Annotated in this window: 20 protein-coding genes; 15 read left to right on the plus strand and 5 right to left on the minus strand. The window is 55.9% G+C overall.

The window, feature by feature from the left end:
* The first annotated feature begins 324 nt into the window (after positions 1–324).
* The 5 genes from rpoD to HY010_13075 all read left to right on the plus strand — a co-directional run bounded on the left by rpoD (position 325) and on the right by HY010_13075 (position 6,889).
* The gene (rpoD, locus tag HY010_13055) at positions 325–2,019 is read left to right on the plus strand and encodes an RNA polymerase sigma factor RpoD (GenBank protein MBI3476654.1); all 1,695 of its coding nucleotides are present in this window, start codon (positions 325–327) and stop codon (positions 2,017–2,019) included.
* Positions 2,020–2,296: 277 nt separating this feature from the next.
* Positions 2,297–2,530, plus strand: coding sequence for a hypothetical protein (locus tag HY010_13060; GenBank protein ID MBI3476655.1), 234 nt, complete (start codon positions 2,297–2,299; stop codon positions 2,528–2,530).
* Positions 2,531–3,154: 624 nt separating this feature from the next.
* Positions 3,155–4,372, plus strand: a complete 1,218-nt coding sequence (locus tag HY010_13065) for a hypothetical protein (GenBank protein ID MBI3476656.1) — start codon at positions 3,155–3,157, stop codon at positions 4,370–4,372.
* A gap of 205 nt (positions 4,373–4,577) precedes the next feature.
* On the plus strand, positions 4,578–6,017 hold the full coding sequence (locus tag HY010_13070; protein ID MBI3476657.1) for a hypothetical protein: 1,440 nt from the start codon (positions 4,578–4,580) through the stop codon (positions 6,015–6,017).
* Between the two features lie 287 nt (positions 6,018–6,304).
* Complete coding sequence (locus HY010_13075; protein MBI3476658.1) at positions 6,305–6,889, plus strand: hypothetical protein; 585 nt, start codon at positions 6,305–6,307, stop codon at positions 6,887–6,889.
* Positions 6,890–6,933: 44 nt separating this feature from the next.
* Here HY010_13075 and HY010_13080 read toward each other — a convergent pair whose 3' ends face one another.
* Positions 6,934–7,815, minus strand: a complete 882-nt coding sequence (locus HY010_13080; protein MBI3476659.1) for a Nif3-like dinuclear metal center hexameric protein — start codon at positions 7,813–7,815, stop codon at positions 6,934–6,936.
* A gap of 77 nt (positions 7,816–7,892) precedes the next feature.
* Positions 7,893–8,213 carry a hypothetical protein gene (locus HY010_13085; protein MBI3476660.1) on the minus strand — a complete coding sequence of 107 codons (321 nt, stop codon included), beginning with the start codon at positions 8,211–8,213 and terminating at the stop codon, positions 7,893–7,895.
* Positions 8,214–8,452: 239 nt separating this feature from the next.
* On the opposite strand from HY010_13085, the gene recA reads away from it, so the two are divergent.
* From recA to HY010_13125, 8 genes are all read left to right on the plus strand, one after another.
* Complete coding sequence (gene recA, locus HY010_13090) at positions 8,453–9,565, plus strand: recombinase RecA (protein ID MBI3476661.1); 1,113 nt, start codon at positions 8,453–8,455, stop codon at positions 9,563–9,565.
* Between the two features lie 558 nt (positions 9,566–10,123).
* A complete protein-coding gene (gene coaD / locus HY010_13095; protein MBI3476662.1) occupies positions 10,124–10,681 on the plus strand; it encodes a pantetheine-phosphate adenylyltransferase in 558 nt (185 codons plus the stop codon).
* Positions 10,682–10,715: 34 nt separating this feature from the next.
* Positions 10,716–11,921, plus strand: coding sequence for a pyridoxal phosphate-dependent aminotransferase (locus HY010_13100; GenBank protein MBI3476663.1), 1,206 nt, complete (start codon positions 10,716–10,718; stop codon positions 11,919–11,921).
* Between the two features lie 34 nt (positions 11,922–11,955).
* Positions 11,956–12,504 (plus strand): lipocalin-like domain-containing protein, encoded by a 549-nt coding sequence (locus tag HY010_13105; protein MBI3476664.1) that lies wholly within the window; start codon positions 11,956–11,958, stop codon positions 12,502–12,504.
* Positions 12,505–12,605: 101 nt separating this feature from the next.
* Entirely contained in the window at positions 12,606–13,607 is a 1,002-nt protein-coding gene (locus HY010_13110; protein MBI3476665.1) for a class I mannose-6-phosphate isomerase, read from the plus strand.
* Positions 13,608–13,668: 61 nt separating this feature from the next.
* A complete protein-coding gene (locus HY010_13115) occupies positions 13,669–14,772 on the plus strand; it encodes a mannose-1-phosphate guanylyltransferase (protein MBI3476666.1) in 1,104 nt (367 codons plus the stop codon).
* Positions 14,773–14,830: 58 nt separating this feature from the next.
* Positions 14,831–16,243 carry a phosphoglucomutase/phosphomannomutase family protein gene (locus tag HY010_13120; protein ID MBI3476667.1) on the plus strand — a complete coding sequence of 471 codons (1,413 nt, stop codon included), beginning with the start codon at positions 14,831–14,833 and terminating at the stop codon, positions 16,241–16,243.
* 255 nt (positions 16,244–16,498) lie between these two features.
* Complete coding sequence (locus HY010_13125; protein ID MBI3476668.1) at positions 16,499–17,539, plus strand: M48 family metallopeptidase; 1,041 nt, start codon at positions 16,499–16,501, stop codon at positions 17,537–17,539.
* Positions 17,540–17,610: 71 nt separating this feature from the next.
* On the opposite strand, the gene kdsB is transcribed toward HY010_13125, so the two are convergent.
* Positions 17,611–18,333: a 3-deoxy-manno-octulosonate cytidylyltransferase gene (kdsB, locus tag HY010_13130; GenBank protein ID MBI3476669.1), complete on the minus strand. Its 723-nt coding sequence runs from the start codon at positions 18,331–18,333 to the stop codon at positions 17,611–17,613.
* 519 nt (positions 18,334–18,852) lie between these two features.
* Here kdsB and HY010_13135 point away from each other — a divergent pair.
* Complete coding sequence (locus tag HY010_13135; GenBank protein MBI3476670.1) at positions 18,853–19,587, plus strand: hypothetical protein; 735 nt, start codon at positions 18,853–18,855, stop codon at positions 19,585–19,587.
* A gap of 9 nt (positions 19,588–19,596) precedes the next feature.
* Entirely contained in the window at positions 19,597–20,496 is a 900-nt protein-coding gene (locus HY010_13140) for a hypothetical protein (GenBank protein MBI3476671.1), read from the plus strand.
* A gap of 333 nt (positions 20,497–20,829) precedes the next feature.
* Here HY010_13140 and HY010_13145 read toward each other — a convergent pair whose 3' ends face one another.
* Together HY010_13145 and HY010_13150 are read right to left on the minus strand one after the other, a co-directional pair.
* Complete coding sequence (locus tag HY010_13145; GenBank protein MBI3476672.1) at positions 20,830–21,141, minus strand: hypothetical protein; 312 nt, start codon at positions 21,139–21,141, stop codon at positions 20,830–20,832.
* A 178-nt stretch (positions 21,142–21,319) separates the two neighbouring features.
* Complete coding sequence (locus HY010_13150; GenBank protein ID MBI3476673.1) at positions 21,320–22,357, minus strand: hypothetical protein; 1,038 nt, start codon at positions 22,355–22,357, stop codon at positions 21,320–21,322.
* Positions 22,358–22,762 lie beyond the last annotated feature (405 nt).

Raw genomic sequence — 22,762 nt, forward strand, 5'->3', positions numbered from 1 at the left:
GAGCCTCTGCAGTCCCGGCACCTCGTCCGTTGCCGCGATAGAGTCTGCTCTCGCTCCCGATCCCCGAACCCTCACCAAACATCTACCGCTAACCGATCGCCTTTCGTGGAACGAATCCGTGTCCGATATCATCTAAGTTGTTAGGCGGAAGACACATCCGGCGTCGGTGACGGGAAAAATTAGCTTTCGATCACGCAGGCAGAGGCAGTTCTGCGCGTGCTATACTTCCAAGGCTTGTGCCTTTGTGCACAACTCCGTACCAACTCCTACCGCTGAATAGGTTTGGCGCCCGCCCACTGCGGACGACCCGAAGGAAAATCTGTCTTGGCTCTTGATGACAAGTACGACGATATAAAAAAGCTGATCGAAACAGGCAAGGAAAAGGGATATCTGACCTATGACCAGGTCAACGATTTAATCCCGCACGATGTGCATTCTCCTGAAGACCTGGACGATCTGCTTACCACGATCGGGACACAAGGAATTGACGTACTCGAAAGCTCGAAAGGGCCTTCGACCGATCTGGAAAAAAAATTCGAGGAAGTAGAAGAAGGCTCTGAAGACGTTGAGCTCGACCTGACCCCAGGCGCGCTTGAAAAGACCAACGACCCCGTCCGCATGTACCTGCGCGAGATGGGCACCGTGCCTTTGCTGACCCGCGAAGGCGAAGTCGAAATTGCAAAACGCATCGAGCGTGGACAGAACCGCGTCCTGAAAGCTCTTTCCCGTTCTCCCATCGTGATCAATGAACTCCTCGCCCTGGGCGAGGACCTCGAGAAAGGCGTCCGCTCCATTAAAGAGCTGGTCACTTTCGACGAAGAGGAAATCACCGAAGAGATCGTAGAAAAGCGGCTCAAGGAATTCCTGGCGAAGATTCACGCCATGGAAAAGCTCTACCACAAGGTAGCGCCGCTCCAGGCGAAGTTAGCCGACGTGAATCAGAAGAAGCGTCCGAAGGACTATCGCCGTTATCGCATTCAACTGGCGCGAGCGGTCATCCGGACTTCGCAGGCGATCCGCAAGCTGGGATTCACTCACAACGAACGCAAGCGCCTGATCGACCGCGTCAATCGCACGGTCGATGGCATGCGATCGCTCGACCGTCAGATCCAGAACCTGGAAAAGAAGGCCGACGCGACGCGTTCCGAAGAGCAGCGCAAGGAATACCGCAAGCAATCGCGCGCGGTACGAGGCGAACTCGAAAAGCTGGAAGCCGAAGCGGGCGTCTTGTTCCTGGAACTCAAGCGCACACAGCGCGAGATTATCCAGGGAGACATGGACGCGGAGCACGCCAAGCGCGAGCTCATCGAAGCCAACCTGCGTCTCGTCGTCTCGATCGCGAAAAAGTACACCAACCGGGGCCTGCAATTCCTCGACCTGATTCAGGAAGGCAATATCGGCCTGATGAAGGCGGTAGACAAATTCGAATACCGGCGAGGCTATAAGTTCTCCACGTACGCCACGTGGTGGATTCGGCAGGCAATTACTCGTGCCATTGCTGATCAGGCGCGTACGATTCGTATCCCCGTCCACATGATCGAAACGATCAACAAGCTGATCCGCACCTCGCGGCAACTTGTGCAGGAACTGGGACGCGAACCTACCTCGGAAGAGATCGCGAAGAGAATGGATATTCCGGTAGCGAAAGTCAGGAAAGTCCTGAAGATCGCTCAGGAACCAATCTCGCTCGAAACTCCGATCGGCGAAGAAGAAGACTCCCACCTTGGAGACTTCATCGAAGACCGAGCCGTAGTCTCGCCCGCCGAGGCCGTAATCAACGTCAACCTGAAAGACCAGACCTCGCAAGTTCTCCGCACGCTAACCCCGCGCGAAGAAAAAGTAATCAAAATGCGGTTTGGACTGGAAGACGGCAGCGAACACACCCTGGAAGAAGTCGGCCAATCGTTCGCAGTTACCCGCGAACGCATCCGCCAGATCGAAGCCAAGGCGCTGCGGAAGTTGCGTCATCCAAGTCGCTCGCGTAAGTTGCGGGCGTTCATGGATGGAGTCCGGGACTAGCAGTTTACTCGTAGGGTTTTGAAGGGCGCGAGTGATCGCGCCCTTTTTCCTTTCTGACGACTTATGCTGAATTTCCAGGTTAGCGCTCATCCCGAGGCGCGAACCCGTGCCGCTAGCCAGGCGATGGAAGCCCCGCTACTGTGCCCTTTTAGTATGATCATGGTCAGCCTATCTACAAATGCTTGATATCACGCCAGACGATATCGCGCTATTGAACGACTCCGACCTTCGCACCTTGGTTGGTCTACTTTGCGAGGCAGAGCTTAGGAAGCGAGGTTTGTCCACCACTGCGGTGACGTGGAGCGGACATCAGAACTCGGCGGATGGAGGCCTAGACGTTCGCGTTTCCCTTGGGGACGACGTAACGATCGCCGGCTTCATACCGCGCCCACACACTGGCTTTCAAGTGAAGAAGAGCGGTATGCCGCGCACCGAAATTCTCGACGAGATGCGGCCGGGCGACGTTTTGCGGCCGATTATTCGAGACCTGGCGAATCGATCGGGCGCGTAGGTCATCGTGAGTGCGGAATCAACCTCGGAAACGACTCTTCGAAACAGACACGACGCCATGCGAGAGGCTGTGGGTGATCTTCCGAACGCGAAAGATCTTTCGTTAGATTTCTACGACCGAGGGCGTGTGGCGAGTTGGGTTCGCGACCATGCAGGCATGGCTCTCTGGGTCAGGAGCAAAATCGGGCGCGCGCTGCCGGGATGGCGCCCGTACGAGGCGTGGGCATATGTGCCTGATGGTGTCAGGGGAGAATACCTGCTTGACGATGCGGTCCGCGTCCGTACTGACACTGAGGCGACAGAGCCCGGCCTGTCGGCAGTGGTGGGCATTCAACGCGTTCGTGACCGACTGCGACCCCCTGGTGGAGTAGTCCGTCTCGTCGGATTGTCAGGAGTAGGAAAAACGAGATTTGTCCAAGCCCTTTTCGATAGCCGGGTTGGCGAGTCGAGCCTTGATCCAGCACTGGCGCTTTACACAGATGTGGCCGATGGACCCGAGCCGTCTCCCGTAACTCTTACCCAGAACCTGATTGCATCGCGCTCGCGGGCAATTGTCGTGGTGGACAACTGCCCGCCTGACCTTCACAGGCGCGTCTCCGACGTGTGCCGGGCGCCCGAAAGCACCGTGAGCGTGATTACGGTCGAGTACGACATTCGCGAGGACCAGCCCGAGGGAACCGAGGTTTTCGAGCTGGAAGTGTCTTCGGAAGCCTTAATCGAAAAATTGTTGAAGCACCGATTTTCCTATTTGTCGTGGATCGACCTTCACACTATTGCGCAGTTCTCGGGCGGAAACGCTCGAATCGCCATCAGCCTGGCCGAGACGGTTCACCGCGATGAGACGATTGCTGGCATGTCCGACGAAAATCTTTTCAAGCGATTGTTCGAACAGCGTAATGCACCGAATGAATCTCTGTTGGTTGCAGCACAAGGCCTATCGCTCGTGTACTCGTTTCATGGAGAAGACGTGTCCGATGGTGACGAGGCGGAACTTTCCCGACTGGGGGCCGTCGTAAAGAGAAACGCTCAAGAGATGTTTCAAAGTGCCGTCGAACTGGGGCGTCGCCGTTTAGTCCAGCGCCGCGGCGTCTGGCGGGCCGTTCTTCCCCATGCAATCGCGAATCGGCTGGCGGCCCGAGCGCTCCAAGACATCCCCACCACCATAGTCGAAAAACACCTAGTCAACGAAGCGCCCGAAAGACTTCTAAGGTCTTTTTCCAGAAGACTCGGGTATCTTGACGGTTCCCAAGAGGCAAAGCAAATCTCGAGGAACTGGCTTGGCGTAGGCGGGTTGTTGTCAGATGTCCTGAACCTCAACGAACTTGGCGAAAGTATGTTCAGAAACATAGCGCCAGTAGACCCGGATGCCACGTTATCGGCGCTCGAACGAGCTGTGCTTGGGTCCACAAGCGGCGACTCTGCGAAAAAATGCGCCCGCTACGTGCAACTGCTGGTATCCCTCGCTTACGAGCCTCAGCATTTCGAAAGATCCGTTGCGCTGCTCGCCAAAGCTGCAGTGGCTGGCGCAGAAGGATCGGCGTCATCCTTTCGCCAAAAATCCCAACGACACAACCAAAGCGTTCGGTTCGCTTTTCCTAATCATACAGTCAGGCACTCACGCATCCCCGGAACAGAGGGAATCAGTAACTCGGTCGTTGCTAAGGTCAAGCAATTCACTCGAACGAGAACTAGGCCTGAGGAGTCTCGATGCCGCTCTAACCGCGTGGCATTTCGGACCCATCGTAAGTTTTGGATTTGGAGCACGGTCGCGAGACTTTGGCTACTGGCCTGCCACGAGGGAAGAAGTGGTCAAGTGGTTCAGTCGATTCCTAAAGTTGGCTGAGGAATTGGCATGCGCTGACTACTCCGAGGCTCAACGCGTGCGCACTATCATCGCGAATAAGTTTCGTGGCCTGTGGACGGGAGCCCAGATGTATGAGGACTTGGAACGTACCTGCAACTCGATCTCGAGAAAATCATTCTGGGCAGAAGGCTGGAGTGCCGCGCGGGAAACGCTGTATTACGACTCCAATGGATTCACCGCCGATGTGGCTAAGAATCTCGCCCGCGTCGAGGCGCTTCTTCAGCCGCGGGGTACGATCCAGCGTGTGCGTTCGATCGTTTTGGCGGAATCTATATCAATTGTGGGAATTCCTTTAGTCAGTGACCGCAACGAGAGCATCGAGTCCGCGATGTCCCGACTGGAGAATACTGCCTACGAACTTGGTGTGACTGTGGTGCGTGATGAATCCGCGCTAAGAGAGCTTCTTCCAGAGTTAATTCGCACGAGGAGTGAACAAATTTGGGGTTTTGGGCGAGGGCTGGCGCAAGGCGCAGATGATCCGATCGAAATCTGGAAAAAGTTGGTCGCCCAACTGCAACCCATCCCCGTGGAAGGGACAACCATAGGCGTGTTCCGCGGATTCTTGAACGGTCTCCATCCAAGGAATCCAGCACTTGCAAGTTCCATGCTCGATGATGCCATCGACGATAACGCTCTTGCGCAATTCTATCCCATGCTGGAGACCTCAATCGGAACGATAGAACAATCTGGATTTCAGCGCCTGATTCGCTCTCTTAATCATGGTAGCGCTCCAATTCACATGTATCGGACGTTGCAGGCAGGGGGAGTAACGCATCATCTCAAAGGCTCGATGTTTAATGAGTTGTTGCTGAGAATTTCGGATCGCTACGCCGGCGTTGACATCGCCATAGAGATTCTCATCATGAGGCTTTCTTTCGGTCAAGAAAGCAGTACGCCCGGCGAACTCGTCGAAATTGGATGTGAGCTTTTCCGCCGTCTCAAAGTAACCGGAAACACAGACTCTAACTTCGTATATAGGCTACAGATTGTCGGGAAGAACTGCTTACTTGGGGAAAAGGGCGCTACGACTGTTAGCGAGATCTGCAGCAATCTGCGTGACGCCATTTCGAGGTCCGAAGCGTCTACATATGGCCACCGTGACCTTCTGCAGGTTCTCTTCAGTGCTCAGCCTTTTGCCGTTCTGCAATCCTTGTGCGGTGGAGACGATGCGGCAATGGCAAGGGTCGGAATCGGCATTTTGGAGAGTTCAGATCTATTGCGTCCGCATGCTTTCGACGTTATCCCAGTAGAGGCGCTTCTTCGATGGTGCGACGAATTGCCTGAGGTTCGTTATCCGATCGCGGCTGCGGGAATATCTGCGATTAAGCAAGACAAGGACGGTCCACACTGGACTGACATTGCACTCAAAATTCTGGAGAAATCTCCCGACCGGCCCCGAGTGCTCCAAAAATTCATCCGGCAATTCAGCTTGCCGGGTTGGGACAGTTCGAAAGCCGCGGAGGTCCAGTCCAATTTACGGCTCCTCGATGAAATGGCAAAGTACTCTGATCCTCGCCTTGAGGAGTTTGCAAGCCAGGAAAAGGCCAGGTTGTCGCAGGCGACCGCTGCTGTGAAGGAAGCGATCCCCCCGGTTTACCTAGATCAGTACGAAAGCTTTGAGTAAGCAGGCATCCGCGTCGCAGCAGTGAACCTCTGCGCACGGGAAATAGCTTCCCAACATCAAAAACGTCGGACAAGAAAGCCTGCCCCGCGTGCATTCCGCTTCCCGTTTCGGGAAGCGGCGACAAGATTTCTCTTCTGAAACTCTTGCTTTGGGATGCTGGAAAATTTCCAATAGAAGCAGTCAAAAGCAGATTCCTCGCACGCTCTCGCCTTCGGCTGCGAGCGACTCGGAATGACAGCCGTTAAGGGAGTGGCTGCGGGCGAAGCAACATCTTCGCTGAGGATGACATGTCTCTCATTGGGGTGAGTGTGACGAAGAAAAGAACAAGATCGACGCACAAAATCGCCGACAAGAAGAAGCGCGGCGAGTGGGTGGAGTTGCGGTTCATGGCGGAGGCGGCTGAGCATGATTTGCCGGCTAGCAAACCGTTGGGCGATTCGGAGAATTTTGATGTGGTGGTGGGGCGTCCGGGAAAGTTCGTGGCAGTGCAGGTGAAGTGCACGATCTTCCAATCGAAGAATGGCGAAGGATATGTCTGCTCGGTGTGCAGCAGTCATAAGGTGTATCGGGAGGGGTCGTTTGATTTTTTGGCGGCGTATGTGGTGCCGGAGAAGGCATGGTACATTCTGCCGGCCAAGGAGATTACGGGAATGCGGGCGGTAACGCTGTGCACGCCGACAGGACGGTATGAGCAATATCGCGAGGCGTGGAAGCTGCTGCAGGATGCGGTGGGGCTGGGCGAAACGGCGGTGAGCGATCCGGCTAGTAGCGGCGTGGACACCAGCGAGGAAGCACCGGCGGCGCCTTCGCCGGCGTTTCAAAGGATGGAGTCTGCGATGAATCTGTTCCGTCGGCGCCTGCAGGGCGAGTGAACGCTTCCGCGACAGGGATGTAACGTTCTATCCCCAAGGCCTTCTCACCAGAACGGCTGCTCCGCGGGAACAAACTCCACCTTAACTTCCGGCACCATCGGTTTCAGCCAGCGCACACACTCTTCCATCCCAGCTTGCTCGGAAGGGATGTGTCCGAGGACGATCAACGCCTTCTGTCTCTTCTCACTGACGGCGTCGGCGGCGTATTCGACGGTTTCCCATTCGCGGGATTCGCCGGTGATCAGTAGTTGGACATCGGGAATCTCTAGCGCGCGCACTTCCGTCTGCAGGCCGGCGGCGCCGGGGGAGAGAGCGATACGGGTCAGTTTCATGGTGCGGTCGCCGACTACACGCATAGTGCGCAGTTGCAGTCGCGACTTCAATTCGGCGGCCAGCTTTTCCAGCGTGGTTTCAGGAATCGTGAATAGGTACGGATTCTGTTTGTCCTGAAACTTTTCCCAGCCGAGAGCGCGGATCATGCCCACTTCGATGCCGTCCGGATTGCGCATGTGCCAGTGGTCGTGGAATCTCCAGACCACCAGGTTGTGCTCTTTGATGAATGCCAGTTTTTGCGCGAGGACGGGATCGTTTTCTTTCTGCGGAATTTCGTCGGCGTGGTCGAGGTGATTGTAGAAAGTCGGCTCGTGGGTGATCACGAGATTCTGTCCGGCGGCGGCGGCGCGCTGCAGGACGTCGAATGTCGCCATCATTGTGACTGCGATGCCGGTCACGCGAGTGTCGGGATCTCCTGCTTTGAAGGTGTCTACCGTGTCCTGCTGCCAGGGAACGCCGACTTGCGCCTTGATTCGTTCGATCACTTCCCGCGCGGTGAGAGGTTCGTGTCTCGCGGTGGCCGGGGATTGAGCCGACGCGACAATTGGCAAAAAGGTGAGGAATGCGAGTAAGGTCGACCAGCGTCCATGCATGATTGTGCCTCTTTCTGGCTGCGACACTTTGTGCGCATTCTAACAATGCGCATGCGATTGAGGGGCGAATGCTGCCATCAATCGAACCATTCAATCTCTTCCACGTCCCGCGCCCCGGCTTGCGCCAGCAGTGCGCGAAACGCTTCATCGATCGCCGGCATTGCGGTCTGGCAATCGTTCGCGAGCCGGACATCGGCACGATAACGATATCCGCCGGCTACGCGATCTGGAAAATCGCAGATCCGAATCCGCACGCCCGGAAACGGAGAGCACGCCACGTAGTCTCCGTACCAATGACTGTCTCCCATCGACCATTGCCATCCGCCGAGAGCATGCAAGCGGGTCCGCAGGGCGGTTGTGGATGAGTCCGGAACGACAAACTGGTAGGCTCCAGTCATAATTTGAGAAACTCATCGTACCGGAATCGGCCGGGAGGGCGAAGGGCGGTAAGGCGCTTCGAGCGCGGATTTCCGCCGCGAACCAATCCAGCCAACTCTTTGATTCGCTTTTTATTCGCTTCGTGCTAAACTGACCCAAAATGATGTGATGACCCGCACTTTTTACTCCAGCCTGCGGGTGTAGGCTTCTGGGATTAACACTCCCAGCTTCAGGTATTTAAATACAGTCAGGAGCATTCATGATGGCCGACGAGCGCAACAAAGCAATTGATCTTGCACTCTCTCAGATTGAAAAGCAGTTTGGTAAGGGCTCGATCATGCGGCTGGGATCGAAGGAAGCGATCGTCCCTATCGCCGTGATTCCCACTGGATCGATCTCGTTCGATGCGGCATTGGGCGTGGGTGGATTTCCACGTGGCCGTGTGGTCGAAGTGTTCGGTCCGGAATCGTCCGGCAAGACCACCATCACCCTGCAGGTGATCGCCGAAGCGCAGAAGATGGGCGGCATGGCCGCTTTCGTCGACGCCGAACACGCGCTTGATCCCGGCTACGCGAAGAAACTCGGTGTAGACGTCGACAACCTGCTCGTGTCGCAGCCCGACTACGGCGAACAGGCACTCGAGATCGTGGAAGCCCTGGTTCGCTCGAACGCGATTGACGTGCTGGTGGTGGACTCGGTGGCAGCCCTGGTTCCGAAAGCTGAACTCGATGGCGAAATGGGCGACAGCCACATGGGATTGCAGGCCCGCCTCATGTCGCAAGCTCTTCGTAAACTGACTGGTACGGTCGCGAAATCACGTACCTGCCTGATCTTCATCAATCAGATCCGCGAAAAAATCGGCGTCATGTTTGGCAACCCGGAGACCACTACCGGCGGCCGCGCGCTGAAGTTTTACTCGTCCGTGCGCATCGATATCCGTCGTATCGCTGCTATCAAGGAAGGCGACGTAATGACGGGCTCGCGCACGAAAGTGAAGATCGTGAAGAACAAAGTTGCCGCACCGTTCCGCGAAGCCGAATTCGACATCCTCTACGGCGAAGGCATCTCGCGCGAAGGCGACCTGCTGGACCTGGCGTCGAATAACAATATCGTGGAGAAGTCCGGCTCCTGGTACAGCTACAAAGGCGAGCGCATCGGACAAGGCCGCGAAAATGCGCGCGCTTTCCTGAAGGAAAACAAAGACACGATGGTGAAGCTCGAAGCCGAAGTTCGCAAAGCTCTGGGAATCGGGGTCGGGCCAGCAGCAGCGGCTCCTGTGGCGGCCCCAGCGCAGGCTACGGGGACTCAGGGACGGGTAGCAACCATGCCATTGGCAGTTGAGGCAGCCAAAGGACAGGCCGCAAAGCGCTAGAAGGGCCATATGAAATAACGACCGCCCGCGGCGAAGTATTGCGGGACAGTGAGGCGTTTGCTTCGCGAAAGGGTTAGCGGCGTTTGCTTAGTCCTCGCGTCGTTTGCATTCTTTGCAGCGCTCAGTCTTGCAGTTAGGATTTCCTAGGTACGTGTGCAAACGATTTTCGGGAGGTCGGACCACGGTAGATCCAGAGCAATGTCGCCCCGCCCAGAGCGGCCCCGGACTTGCTGACCGGCTGACACAAATCGGCAAGGATTGCGCGGAACATCTAAAAGAGCCCTTTCGCTCCGTCGATCATGGCGAACTGCTATACGACGAAAAGGGATTTCCACGATGATTGCCCGCTCCTCGGCCCTCAGGGCATCGTGTCGACGAGCCCAAGTTTATCCAAGGAAGCGCATAGGTTGGTCGTCTCCACGCTCGCTCGACACATAGAAGTCGCCATCGCGCCGAAACCTGAGTGCTGACCACGGCCGAGTGCTGCCTCATTGCCATCCCCGTTTCTCCCCGCATACAATCCTTCTTACTCTCGACCCTGTCGTCGACCGAGGCCCTGTGAAGCGCATTAAAGCCATATATCCCGGATCGTTCGATCCCCCGACCAACGGACATCTCGATCTGATCGAGCGGGGGAGCAAGATTTTCGATGAACTCGTGGTCGCCATCCTTCGCAATCCCGAAAAGGCGCCCCTCTTCAGTGTTCCCGAGCGCCGCAACATGCTGGAAGCCATGACCGCCGGCTTCGACAATGTTTCGGTCGAGACCTTCGACGGCCTGACCGTCGAATACGCGATGACGGTAGGAGCATCGGTGGTGCTGCGCGGCATTCGCGCCATCAGCGACTACGAATACGAACTCCAGATGGCATTGATGAACCGCAAGCTCCAGCCCAGCCTGGAAACTGTCTTCATGATGCCCGCCGAACGATATTCCTACGTCAGTTCGCGACTGGTACGGGAAGTTGCGCAACTGGGCGGCAGTATCAATTGCCTTGTTCCGGACCTAGTGGCGCAGAAACTTCGTGAGAAAATGGATCCAGCACTGAAGTTCGCCGACGCCGAGTTGGCACGCAAACCGTCCCAGCACAAGACAAAGTCCAGGAAAAAGCGTTAGTCCAAATCGACCGAGAAGAAGAGACGACGAAATCATGAGCAGCGTAATGACCCCCGTGACCCATCCCGTCCGCCTGACGGAACGCATTAACCGGATCGAGCCCTCGTCTACCATGGCCGCGGCAGCCGAGGCCGAAAAGCTGCGCCAGCAGGGCATCGACATCGTGGACGTCACCGCCGGCGAACCACACTTCACCACGCCGCAGCACGTGAAGGATGCTGCCATCGCGGCCATCAATAACAATTTCTCGAAATACACCGCAGTCGGTGGAACGCTCGAATTGAAGGATGCCATTATCAATCGCCATGCCGCCGACTTCGGCTCTGCCTACAAACGCGAAGAAGCGTGTGCGTCGGTGGGCGGCAAGCATGCGCTGTTCAACGTGATCTCCGTGCTCGTCGATCACGGTGACGAAGCGATTCTGCCGGTGCCCTACTGGGTCAGCTTCAAAGACATGGTGCGTTACATGGGCGGCAACTGTGTGCTGCTTAATGCCGACGAGTCGCAAGGCTTCCGCGTAACCGCGCAGATGGTGGAGCGCCTCATCACGCCGAAGACGAAACTCATCATTCTGAATTCGCCGTCGAATCCGTCGGGCGCGGTGATGAGCCCCAGCGACATGACCGAAGTCGTTCGACTCGCGCACGAGCGCGGCATCTGGGTAATTTCCGACGAGTGTTACGTCTACCTGAATTACACGGCAAAGAATTTTTCTGTCGGATCGCTCACGGAATTCCGTGACCGTTTTCTCGTCGTCGGATCACTCTCGAAAACCTATGCGATGACTGGATGGCGTCTCGGGTACACACTCGGCCCGGCCGCGATCATCGGCGCAGTAGCAAAGCTGCAGAGCCAGTCCACGTCGAACCCGACCTCGATCGTGCAAAAAGCGGCCGTCGCGGCGCTGAATAGTTCGCAACAATGCGTGGCCGACATGCGCGCCGAGTACATCAAATTGCGCGACCACATTGTCGGCGGGTTGCGCGCGATCCACGGCGTGAAGTGCACGATGCCGGAAGGCGCGTTCTATGCGTATCCCAATGTGTCGGCGTTCTTCGGCAAGAGCGGCGTGAAGTGCGCTGCCGACATCGCCCACGGACTGCTGCACAAAGCGCACGTGGCGACGGTCGCCGGAGAAGGCTTCGGCACCAGCGAGCACGTCCGCATTTCGTACGCGACCACCATGGAGAACCTCGACCGGGCACTCGAACGGATGCAGAAATATTTCGCAAGCCTGTAGCTTTCATATCGTTTTTTGGAATTCTGGAGGTCGCATGCGATCGCGTCTATTGTTTCTGTGCTCTCTCGTTATCCTCGGCGTGCTTGCCGTTGCCGTGCCAAGATCGCGCGCGGGATCTGGCGAGGCGACCGCCGTTCCTGGGGGTGACCGGTTACTCGGTGCGTGGCGACTGGTGAGCGTGGAAACGATCCGGCCCAATGGCGAAGTTATCTATCCGTTTTACGGCAAACATCCTGAGGGACTGATTGTTTACGATCGCAGCGGATGGATGAGCGTCCAGATTGTCTCCGATCCGAAGCCCCCCGGCCCGAAAGGGGATTCTCGAGAGACGTTTCGCAACGGCTCTCCCGACGAAAAGGTTGTTGCCATCGAAGGGTACTATGCCTACTTTGGAACCTGGACCGTCGACTCATCGACGTCTACCGTGACCCACCACCTTAAAGACTCGCTTTATCCAGGAGAGAGAGGCGTGGAATTCGCCCGGCACTTTACCTTCAACGGCGACCAACTTACTCTGATCGCGAAGACCCACGAGATGGGTGAAGATCACCAGCGCAAACTGGTATGGCAACGCGCACGGTAGAGGCCCTCGTAGTCTGGTAATTTGTAATTAGTAGGCTTGGGAACTCAGCTACCGCCGAGTGCGAAAATCACAAATTACCAATCGCAAATTACCAATTGTTCATGACCGACCTGTACCCACTCTTGCTCCCGCCCGCGTTCGACCCGCGCCCCTGGGGAACGCTCGATCTTTCGCAGATTTATCCCAACCACAAATTTAACGAGAAGATCGGCGAAGCCTGGCTTACCGGAGACGATTGCCTGGTCATGAATGGACCGCTCGCGAAGAGGACTTTGGCTGACGTGAGCAAAGAGTTCGGCGCCGCCCTCGTAGGGACTGCGGCGCGCGATCCGCAGCGTTTTCCCTTGCTCCTGAAATTTCTTTTCCCGGAAGAAAAGCTTTCAGTCCAGGTTCATCCTGACGATGCGACGGCGCAACGCTTTGGAGAGCCCTGGGGCAAGACGGAATGCTGGTATGTCGCGCATGCGAAGCCCGGCGCAAAGATCGCCCTCGGACTAAAGCCGGGCGTAACCGCCGCGCAACTGGAACAGGCCATCCACGACAAGAGCGCGGAAGAGTTGCTCAACTGGGTCAACATTTATTCCGGAGAGATGATCTATGTCACCGCCGGAACGGTCCACACGATGGGCGGAGGCGCCGTGCTCGTCGAAACGCAACAGCAATCCGACACGACCTATCGTCTTTACGACTACGGCCGCCCGCGCGAATTGCACCTGGAACGCGGCCTCGCGTCGATCAAAGTGGAAGCAAAATCCGGAAAGGTGATTCGTCCCGCTCCGGTCACGATTGACGGCGGACAGAACCGCCTCTCAACCATGGTCGCCGCGCCCTATTTCACGGTCGACATGTTCGAATTGAAAGCGCCGCACATCTTTTCGACTCGCGACCAATCCGGGAAAGACTCGGTGCAAATCCTGGTTGCAACCAACGGTTTTGGAGTCGTCGAATCTCCGGGACGTGAGCCCGTTACCCTGGCAAAAGGCGATGCGGTCGTAGTTCCCGCAGCACTGGGAGAATTCAGCGTGCGGCCACAGTGGACGCTCGAATTTCTGAAAGCATTTGTCCCGGGCGTTCCCGCCGCCGAGCCTGCCGTCCGGCTATGAAGCCTCTTCCCGCCTGAGGGGTTTCTCGTGACCTGCACCAAGATGATAGGCTTTTAACTTAGTGACGACGAACTTCTATCCCGTAATTCTGGCGGGCGGGCGAGGCACACGCTTCTGGCCGCTCAGCCGCAAGCGCCGAGCAAAACAACTCCTGGCACTCGACGGCAAGCAGACCATGATCCAGCAGACCGTGGCTCGCCTACTACCGATCACGTCCGCCAAGCGGCAATGGATTATCACTAACGACGATCTTCGCTCCGCGATCCTGCGGCAATTGCCGAAACTGGCGCCCAAGCAGATCCTCGCAGAGCCTGTCGGTCGCAACACGGCACCTGCGATTGGACTCGCGGCATTCTTCCTGCTTCGCCACGATCCCGACGCCGTGCTCGGACTCTTCCCTTCCGACCATGTTATCGCCGAACCCAAGCAGTATCGGGAGACGATCCGCCGCGGAATAGAAATTGCCGCTGCCGGAGAAAATATCGTTGTCCTCGGGATACGTCCGACGCGCGCCGAAACTGGTTACGGATACATTGAAGTCGGCAATCCAGATGCGAACGGAGCGCTGCAAGTCCGCCGTTTCACAGAAAAACCTGACTTAGCGAAAGCCACCCAGTTTGTCGCGGCTGGGAATTATTTCTGGAACAGCGGCATGTTTCTGTGGCGCGCTTCGACGCTGGCGAACGCGCTCCGCGAGCATCTCCCGAAGACGGCGCCGATTCTTGAGAAGATCGCGGCCGCGTTCGGGACAAACAAGTTTGCAGCAACCTTTCGGCGCCTGTATCCAAAGTGCGAAAACATCAGTATCGATTACGCCGTACTCGAACCTCGCTCGGCGAAAGGCGAAGGCCGGTCGAATATTTTTTGCCTGCCTTCCGATTTCGGCTGGAACGACCTCGGCTCCTGGACATCGCTGCACGAGCATCATGCCCGCCGAACCCAGCCGGCCGAAAATAATCTCATCAGTGCCGCGGCCAAATTCACACTGAACGCCAAGAACAATTACATCCACGCTCCCGGCAAATTTGTAGCGGCGGTTGGAGTCAGTAACCTGGTGATCGTGGAAACAGAAGATGCCCTGCTGATCACAACGCTCGACCAGTCCCAGGACGTAGGTAAAGTAGTCAAACACCTCGACGAGAAGAAGTTGAAGAAGTTGACTTAGCTCAAAGCTCGCGGCCCGAAGCTCGCAGCCGCCTTCGAACGACGAACAGCGAACGACGATGACAATCAAATTCGGTACCGACGGCTGGCGCGGCTTCATCGCCGACGACTTCACTTTCGATAACGTACGCAAGGTCGCGGGAGCAATCGCGTCCTACGTTCTCAAGCATGAGGAGTTCGCGCGCGGTGTCCTCGTTGGATATGACACGCGCTACGCGTCTGACCGAGCCGCCCGACTCGTTGCCCAAGTGCTCGCCGGAGCAGGCATCCCCGTCCTACTCGCCAACGACTACACTCCGACTCCGGCCGTGTCTTACAACGTCAAGAAACTCGGGGCCGCCGGCGGGGTGATGATCACCTCCAGCCACAATCCCTTCAACTGGAACGGCGTAAAGTTCAAAGCTAAGTTTGGCGGCTCGGCGACTCCCGACATTTTGAAGTTGATTGAAGCCGAATTGCGCGCGGGCGCGATGCCCTCGAAGCCTACGGCGAAGATTGAAGAAGTAGACTTCAAGCCCGCCTATGTCGAAGCGGTGTGCGAGTTTGCCGACCTCGATATCATTCGCCGCGCGAATTTCAAATTCGCTATCGACTCCATGTACGGCTCGGGACGCGGCGTCCTGCCCGGAATCTTCGACAAGAATGGCATCCAGTACGTTGCGATTCGTCAGGATGCGAATCCATTGTTTCCGGGAATTAATCCGGAACCGATTTTGCCGCACGTTTCCCTGTTGCAGGAAACGGTGAAGAAAGAGAAATGCCATGCCGGCCTCGCGACTGACGGCGACGCCGATCGCATTGGAGCTGTCGCCGAAGACGGAAGTTTCGTCGACGCTCACAAATGTTTCGCGATCCTCGCGAACTGGCTGCTCGAACGCCGGAAGTGGCCGGGCGACCTGGTACGCGCCTTCAATACCACCAAGATGATCGATCGCATCGCCGCCAAGCATGGCCGGAAGATGCACGAAGTTTCCATCGGCTTCAAGTACGCCGCCGACCTCATGATGACGCGCGAAATTCTGATCGCAGGAGAAGAGTCCGGCGGCATCGGGTTTGGCTGCTTTATTCCCGAGCGCGACGGCGTGCTGAACGCTCTGCTGCTCGCTAACGTGATGGCGGAAGAAGGCAAGCCGATGGGCCAACTGGTCGCCGATCTGCAGCGCGAATACGGACCGCACTACTATGGCCGTCGCGATCTTCATATTTCGGAAGAACTGAAGAATGGTGCAGTCCGCCGCGCCGCCGACCCGGGTACGACGAAGGTCGGACCTTACAAGATCCTGCGCAAAGAGAATCTGGACGGCGTGAAGTTTTTTCTCGACGCGCCCACGAACGGCAATGGTGCCGACGCCTGGCTGCTGTTCCGTGCCTCGGGAACGGAATTGTTGCTGCGGGTGTATACGGAAGCGTCCTCGCCTGAACTGGTGGAAGAGATCCTGCAGGCGGCGGAACGCTTCGTGCATCAGGCGTAGAGTCGCCGAGAGGTTGCGCCGCTTCTATGATCCCGCACGAAGCGAGGGATCTGCAGTTTTGTCCCGAATACTGGGGCCGACAAAACCCTCTGGTCGCGACACTTTCGCGACTCGCCATGCCTCCGAACACGATAGGATAATGGCTGTAATCTGGGGTCGATCATCGAAACGGAAACTACAGTCTCGGGAGCGGATTCGCTCGAGTCGCAGCGCTATAACCGCGTCAAGCGGTGGCTGGGCGTCGCTGACTTCGGGATGGGACTTCTGCTGCTCGTCCTGCTGCTCGCCACCGGCTGGAGCGGTGCCCTCCGCGATCTCGCCCTCAAAGGTGCATCGACCAACTATTCGTTGGCTGTGTTTCTTTACGTACTCATGCTGACGGCGATCAGCCGTGCCTTAGGATTCCCGCTCGATTACTACAGCTTCCGGCTTGAGCATCGCTACCACCTTTCCAACCAGCGAACCCGGTCCTGGTTGTGGGACGAATTCAAGGGTCTCATCGTCGGACTGGTGTTCGCCACGATTGTCGTGGAGTTGCTCTATCTGCTGATTCGCTACGTGCAACATTGGTGGCTGGTAGCGTGGGCGCTTTTCCTAGGATTGTTCGTGCTGCTCGCGCAACTGGCGCCAGTCGTGCTCTTCCCGATCTTCTACAAATTTGAGCCGCTCGACAATGAAGAATTGAGAAAGCGCCTGGTTGTCCTCAGCGAACGAGCAGGCACGCGGGTGCGCGGCGTCTACAAATGGAATCTTTCGGAGAAGAGCAAGAAAGCGAACGCTGCCCTGACCGGCTTGGGCGCAACACGGCGTATCATCCTTGCCGACACACTGCTCGATCAATACTCCAACGATGAGATCGAAGCTGTTCTCGCCCATGAACTCGGCCACCACGTTCACCGGCATATTTTGAAAAGTATTCTCGTGCAGGCGGGGATCACGCTGGCCGGCTTTTATCTGGCGAATGAAGTGCTGCGCTATGCGGTCGAGCGCGCCAATATGTATGAGAGGATGTCCGACTTCGCCAACCTGCCGCTGCTGGTGCTGGTCGCAACCTTGCTCTCATTTCTCTTGATGCCTGCCCTGAATGCCTATTCCCGCTTCAATGAGCGGCAGGCGGACCGGTATTGTTTCCAGTCCGTAGCTAGTGTCGAGCCATTTATTACGTCGATGAACAAATTAGCGGAACAGAATCTAGCTGAGAAAACTCCGTCCCGGTGGGTCGAATGGCTATTCCATTCCCATCCCGCAATCGCGAAGCGTGTAGCCGCTGCGCAAGCCTGGGCGAAAGCACACTGAACATAAGGTAGAAGGTAAGAGGTCAGATTGCAGAGGTTAAAATCTGATTTTTACCTCTGCAATCTGACCTTTCACCTCTGACCTCGCAGGATCACTTCCACTCGCTTCACATCCTCTTCCGTATCCACGCCGACGGAATCAAACGGCGTTTCGGCCACATAGATGGGGATTCCGTTTTCGAGAAAGCGCAGCTGTTCCAACCGTTCGCTGCGTTCCAATCCAGACTCCGGCCAGCGGACAAACCGGTCCAGCGCGTCCTTGCGATAGCCGTAAAAGCCGAGGTGCTTGAAATACCGTGGATGCGTCTGGTCGCGATCAAAAGGAATTGTCGCCCGCGAAAAGTAGAGCGCGCGGCCGTTCGAATCGGTCACGACTTTCACCGCGCTCGGGTTGTTGACGTCCACTTCCTCTGCGGGTGTCTTCAGCGTCCCCACCTCGACGCCCGGACGTCGCATCACGGCGATCAAGCTGTCGATATGCTCCGGCTTCGTGAGCGGTTCGTCTCCCTGAACATTCAAATACACGTCTGCGGCAACCGAGTTAGAGATCTCATGCACACGCTCCGTACCCGATCGATGCTCGGACGAAGTCATGCGCGCCTCGAACCCGCGTCCCCGGCAAAACGCCAGAATCTCCTCGGAGTCGGTCGCGATGACGACCTCGTCGAGCGTCGCGCAGCGCCGCACGCCCTGATAGACCCAGGCCAGCAAGGGATCACCCGCAATCTCGCGCAGCATTTTACGCGGCAGCCGTGTCGAAGCGAGCCGCGCCGGAATAACGGCCACAACTTTCATGCGCCGTAGTTTCGCACGCGGCCCGGTGGTTTGGCACCCTATTCCGCCTTTTTCTGAGGACTGATAGAATCATTATCGGAACGCGTCCACCCGCGTCGGCGGAATTCTGTGCCCGGTCCCGGGCTCCCCGAAACAGTTCGTTTCCGCAAGTTGTACGAGTTGGCGGTGTAGCTCAGGTGGTTAGAGCGACGGTCTCATAATCTATTGAAAACAATTGGTTTATAGTCTTTTCAATGCGTTACGGACGTTGAAGAGAGCCGTTTTGGGGCATTTTGGGCACGTTTGGGTCGAATTGTTCTACAAATGTTCTACGAAATTGCCGGATTTTGAGCGACGGTAAGTTTACGGTTTTTTCGTCGCCTGTTCGCTGCGAACAAAAACAGAAAAGATGCTCAAGGTCGTAGGGTGTTTTGGAAACCCACAGCGCCCCGTGGCATCTATCTAGAAGGTGACCGCGCTGTGCCGATAGACCAAGAAAGACCCAACGTTGAACTCGAAATCGCCAACGAAGCAAAACACATGCTTCAAGAAAAACTCGTGTCTTCCGGTATAGCAGGACTGCTGTCACTCGTTCCGGGCGTCGGCGCAGCGGTCAGCGAGTTGATGACAGAACTCGCAATACAAAGAACCAACAATCGCGTAAAAGAAATGTTCGAGCACTTCACAGCCAGAGTGCACGAGGTCGGAGAAGAGAAGGTTGATCGGGAGTGGTTTCGCAGCGAAGAGTTTCAGACGTTGCTGTACGAGGCATTCAGCCAACTCAATGTCACACATGACCGCGAGAAGATCGAGATGCTTGGTACTGCGCTCGGCAACAGTGGCGCACCCGGCTTCAAGGAAGAAGAACGCAAAGACCTTTTCATTCGCTTTGTGAGAGACCTCACCCGGCAACATGTGAAAGTCCTTCTCCAACTCGTCCCGAACTATCTCCCGATGCGGGCGTCCGGCACGGTGGAGCCTCTGAATGAGGAAACAGAACGGAAATTGAAATGGGGTTCCAGACCAACGGTGAATCCGCGTGCGGACGATCTCCTTGTGCTTCAGATGCTGCATGCTTACGGTCTTGTTGAAGAACACATTAACTCGTCAATTGTGCAACCTCGCATCCCGGCCAGATTCACTAGTGAGAATCAAATGATCGGTGCACTGAAGAAGGTTACCAAGAACATGGAGCATCCTACAGTGACGCGGTCTTTCCGCCTTAGTCCACTCGGCAACGATTTTCTGAAGTTCATGGGATTGCCGAAAGCTTAAAATCTTTACATGAAGATCACTGATCCCGATACTCCTGACCCGTTGCCGAAGTTCACGGCGGAAATGGAGAAAGCAATCAAGGACTTGCGGGAGACAGCGTTAAGGACTGTTGTGCCTGCGTCAGACCAGTTGAGTCTTTTGGCGAAGGAGTGCGCACTTCCAACGAAGCAGCTACAAGGAATATTCGAAAAGACAGAATTTCTTCCCTCAGCTCAATTGAAAGCTCTAGCGGAAGAGATGCGTTCCCAAACCGTTCAATGGTCACAAACAGCGGAGGAAATGCGGCCACTCTTTGAGCATGCCGCAGAAGTCTGGCGGGAGTGCAGGGACGGAGCCGCACGGCTGGCTAAGTCAGGGTGGACTCTTCCCGCGCACATGACGCCGCGCGAAATGCTAGAACTCCTTAACGAGCCGAACGATGATGCGATTGACAGGGCATTCATCGAGTTCTACCACGATGCGGGTCAGATTTCCTTTTTGAAGCGGGCGATTTTGGCGTCTCCCCGATTCAAGGAGTGGGAGCAGCTTCTTGAGCAGTGCTTCGACAATTACGAAAGCGGAAAATATTTGATCTGCATTCCCGCTCTCCTTTCGGTGTTGGAAGGCGGTCTGGCGCTCCCTGAAGGAGCTACTTTTATAGGATCGAAGGAGCGCATCAAGTACTTCAATTCAAAACTCGATGCTTCTCAGCCCCTCTCGATTAAGCACGCAATGTGGAATTCGATGAATGAATTCGTAAAAGCCCTCTATCAGGATCGTCATTTCGACCAAGGGCGGCCTCTCAAGCTGAATCGTCACTGGATTCTGCATGGACGAGATATTCCGTCTTCTTGGCGACAGGCAGATGCTCTTCGGCTCTTCCATGCGCTGTCAACAATCTGTTCTCTTTGCAGCCCTGTGTCAGGCTAGAGGCTGATGGCATTTCCATAGTTTCTGATGAGGGACGATTTCCCTTTAAGAATCTCTGTCTTTCAGTTCCAGGTCGAGCTTCAGCGAACGACCAAGGCCATCGAGTCCAGGGATAGAGCCGCTTCAGGACCTGCATAATCGTCCAGGTGTCTTTCGCAATCCTGACGAATTGTTCCGCAAACTTCTTTTCAGCTAGACTGTCTGCCCGCTGCTGCTCGTTAACCGCTCGCAGCTTTGCCGCTGCTGATTCAGACATCGACTTCTTAGGCTCTGGTGCAAGTCCTCGGAATCTCGCAAACGGATCGGTCTGTGTTTCAAAGAGTGCAACGGTACTCACGGTTTTCCCTGCAACTTGAACCGACTCCAATCGAGGACAGGTTCCTCACCGCGTGACAATGCACCCATAGCCGTTTCCAGTTCAGTCGGCTCAGGCTCTTTGTAGCCAACTGCCGGAAGAACTTTTTCGTTTAGCGTGTCGAGAAGAGCTTTTCTCGTGATCCGCGATTGAAACTGCGTTTCACGGAACACGGCTGTGACCTGTGCCTGCAAAGCCTGAGCTTTCAGGTGCAGATGACCGACCGCCGATAACGTCAAGAACGACACGGCAAACGTTGCCAACATCAAAATCAAAATTACAATCAACATATTTTCTCCTAAAAAGAAAGTGGGGTACGCCCGGACTCCGGATAGCGGCACGTCGTACCCCTGTTTCGAGGTCATCGCCGTGTACGCTGGCAAGCGTACATAATCGGCTCTCCCGAAAGTCATCCCCCTAAGTTCTTGTCCTGCCAAGTAACGAAAAACTGTGGGGGCGGATGTAAAGCTATGATTCAGGAGGAAAAAGAATTTTCTGCGTCTGACGATTTTCCTGTCGGACTTTCCAATAGCAATTTTCCTTCTTGTATTCGATAGAGTCCTCATGTCTCGCGAGTGACGACTTGTCCGGCTTGCGCCCCATGTCCCTAGCGAATCCTTCATAGGTCAGCCATTGCGGGTCACACCGTTCTGAGCCATCGAGAACTTTTGTCATCAAGAATTCCCATGCCCGTTTTGTAGGAATGTGTTCCCCTGCTGCTAGACGATTTTCAGTGATTTGAAGACGACGGTATTCCTTCGACAGCACTGCACCGTCATACGACTCTCCGCTCTCGCCTGTGTGAGTCTGATAATGGTCGTACTCGTCCGCGTCGGGACCGTTCCCTTTTCCTTTTGCCCGGTAGACTGAATCCGGATCGCCTCCCATGCGAACACAATTTTTATTTCCGACTAGATTGTCCTTGGCGAACCTGGGAATTGAGACGTTAGAGAACCTGAGGTCAAACGGTCGCTTCCGGTCAACGAGCCTCGCCCGCCGAAGGACATCCTCAGGAAGCGTGCCGTGCTTGACGCTTGCAACCAGTTCCGTCAACGGTGCAAACCGTGTTCCTGGTGTGCCGAGAAATGAACGTGTAGGAGTAGCTGTGACTAGTCTGCCGTTTTTGACTTTCAAGATGTGAACGACACACCGGAAGAACGGTAGGAACTCTGGTGAGATGAGACAATTACCGCCCCCAAGGGAAGTCAAATCGAGATGGACATCGTCACCAATTCTCTGTGCATTAAATCTCCCGAACTCAAAAGCATTTTCGGCAACCGTAGTACGGAGTTGCGCCCGGAGACGCTTGAGCAACGCACGGCGGGAGATGTCGATAGGGTCATCGGAACGCCGTGTCTTCTCGACAGCAGTCAAATCCTCCCTTTGAAACTCTTCGCGTGCGTCACGGCACAGAGCTTCTAGGCGGATGAGAACGCGGTCAATGACCTCGTCGGAAAAACAATCCTTGGTCAGGTCTGGGACTTCATGCGAAATCTGGGACAGCACGTCCTCCCGCCTCGTCAGTGGGCAGAGTTGGGCAACGCGGTCATTGACGGTCTGGAGTAGGATGCCGTTCACAGGGCACCCCCGATGACGCTCTCTGAACGTGTGGCATGCCGATAACAGAACGTGCTGCCCTCAATCGGGGAGTTTGTGCAGTCGTTATCAAAGTTGCAGATTGGAATTCGCGGTGAGTCGGATGCGCTAAATGGAGCCAAGTCCGCTAATGGACTAGGAACCAAGTCCACAGGCGGACAACTATCCACATATCCTTCTATAAAACCCTTCTGACCTACAGACCTACTACCTTCTATATAACTGTTAACAGATAGATGTCCGCTAATGGACTTGGGCATGTTCTCAACAGTTTGCGGGGAGGATGCCGACACCCCGCTGGCTGCGGTAGCCAAG

This window comes from Acidobacteriota bacterium (genome assembly GCA_016196065.1).
Classification (GTDB): Bacteria; Acidobacteriota; Terriglobia; order Terriglobales; family Acidobacteriaceae; genus Acidiflorens.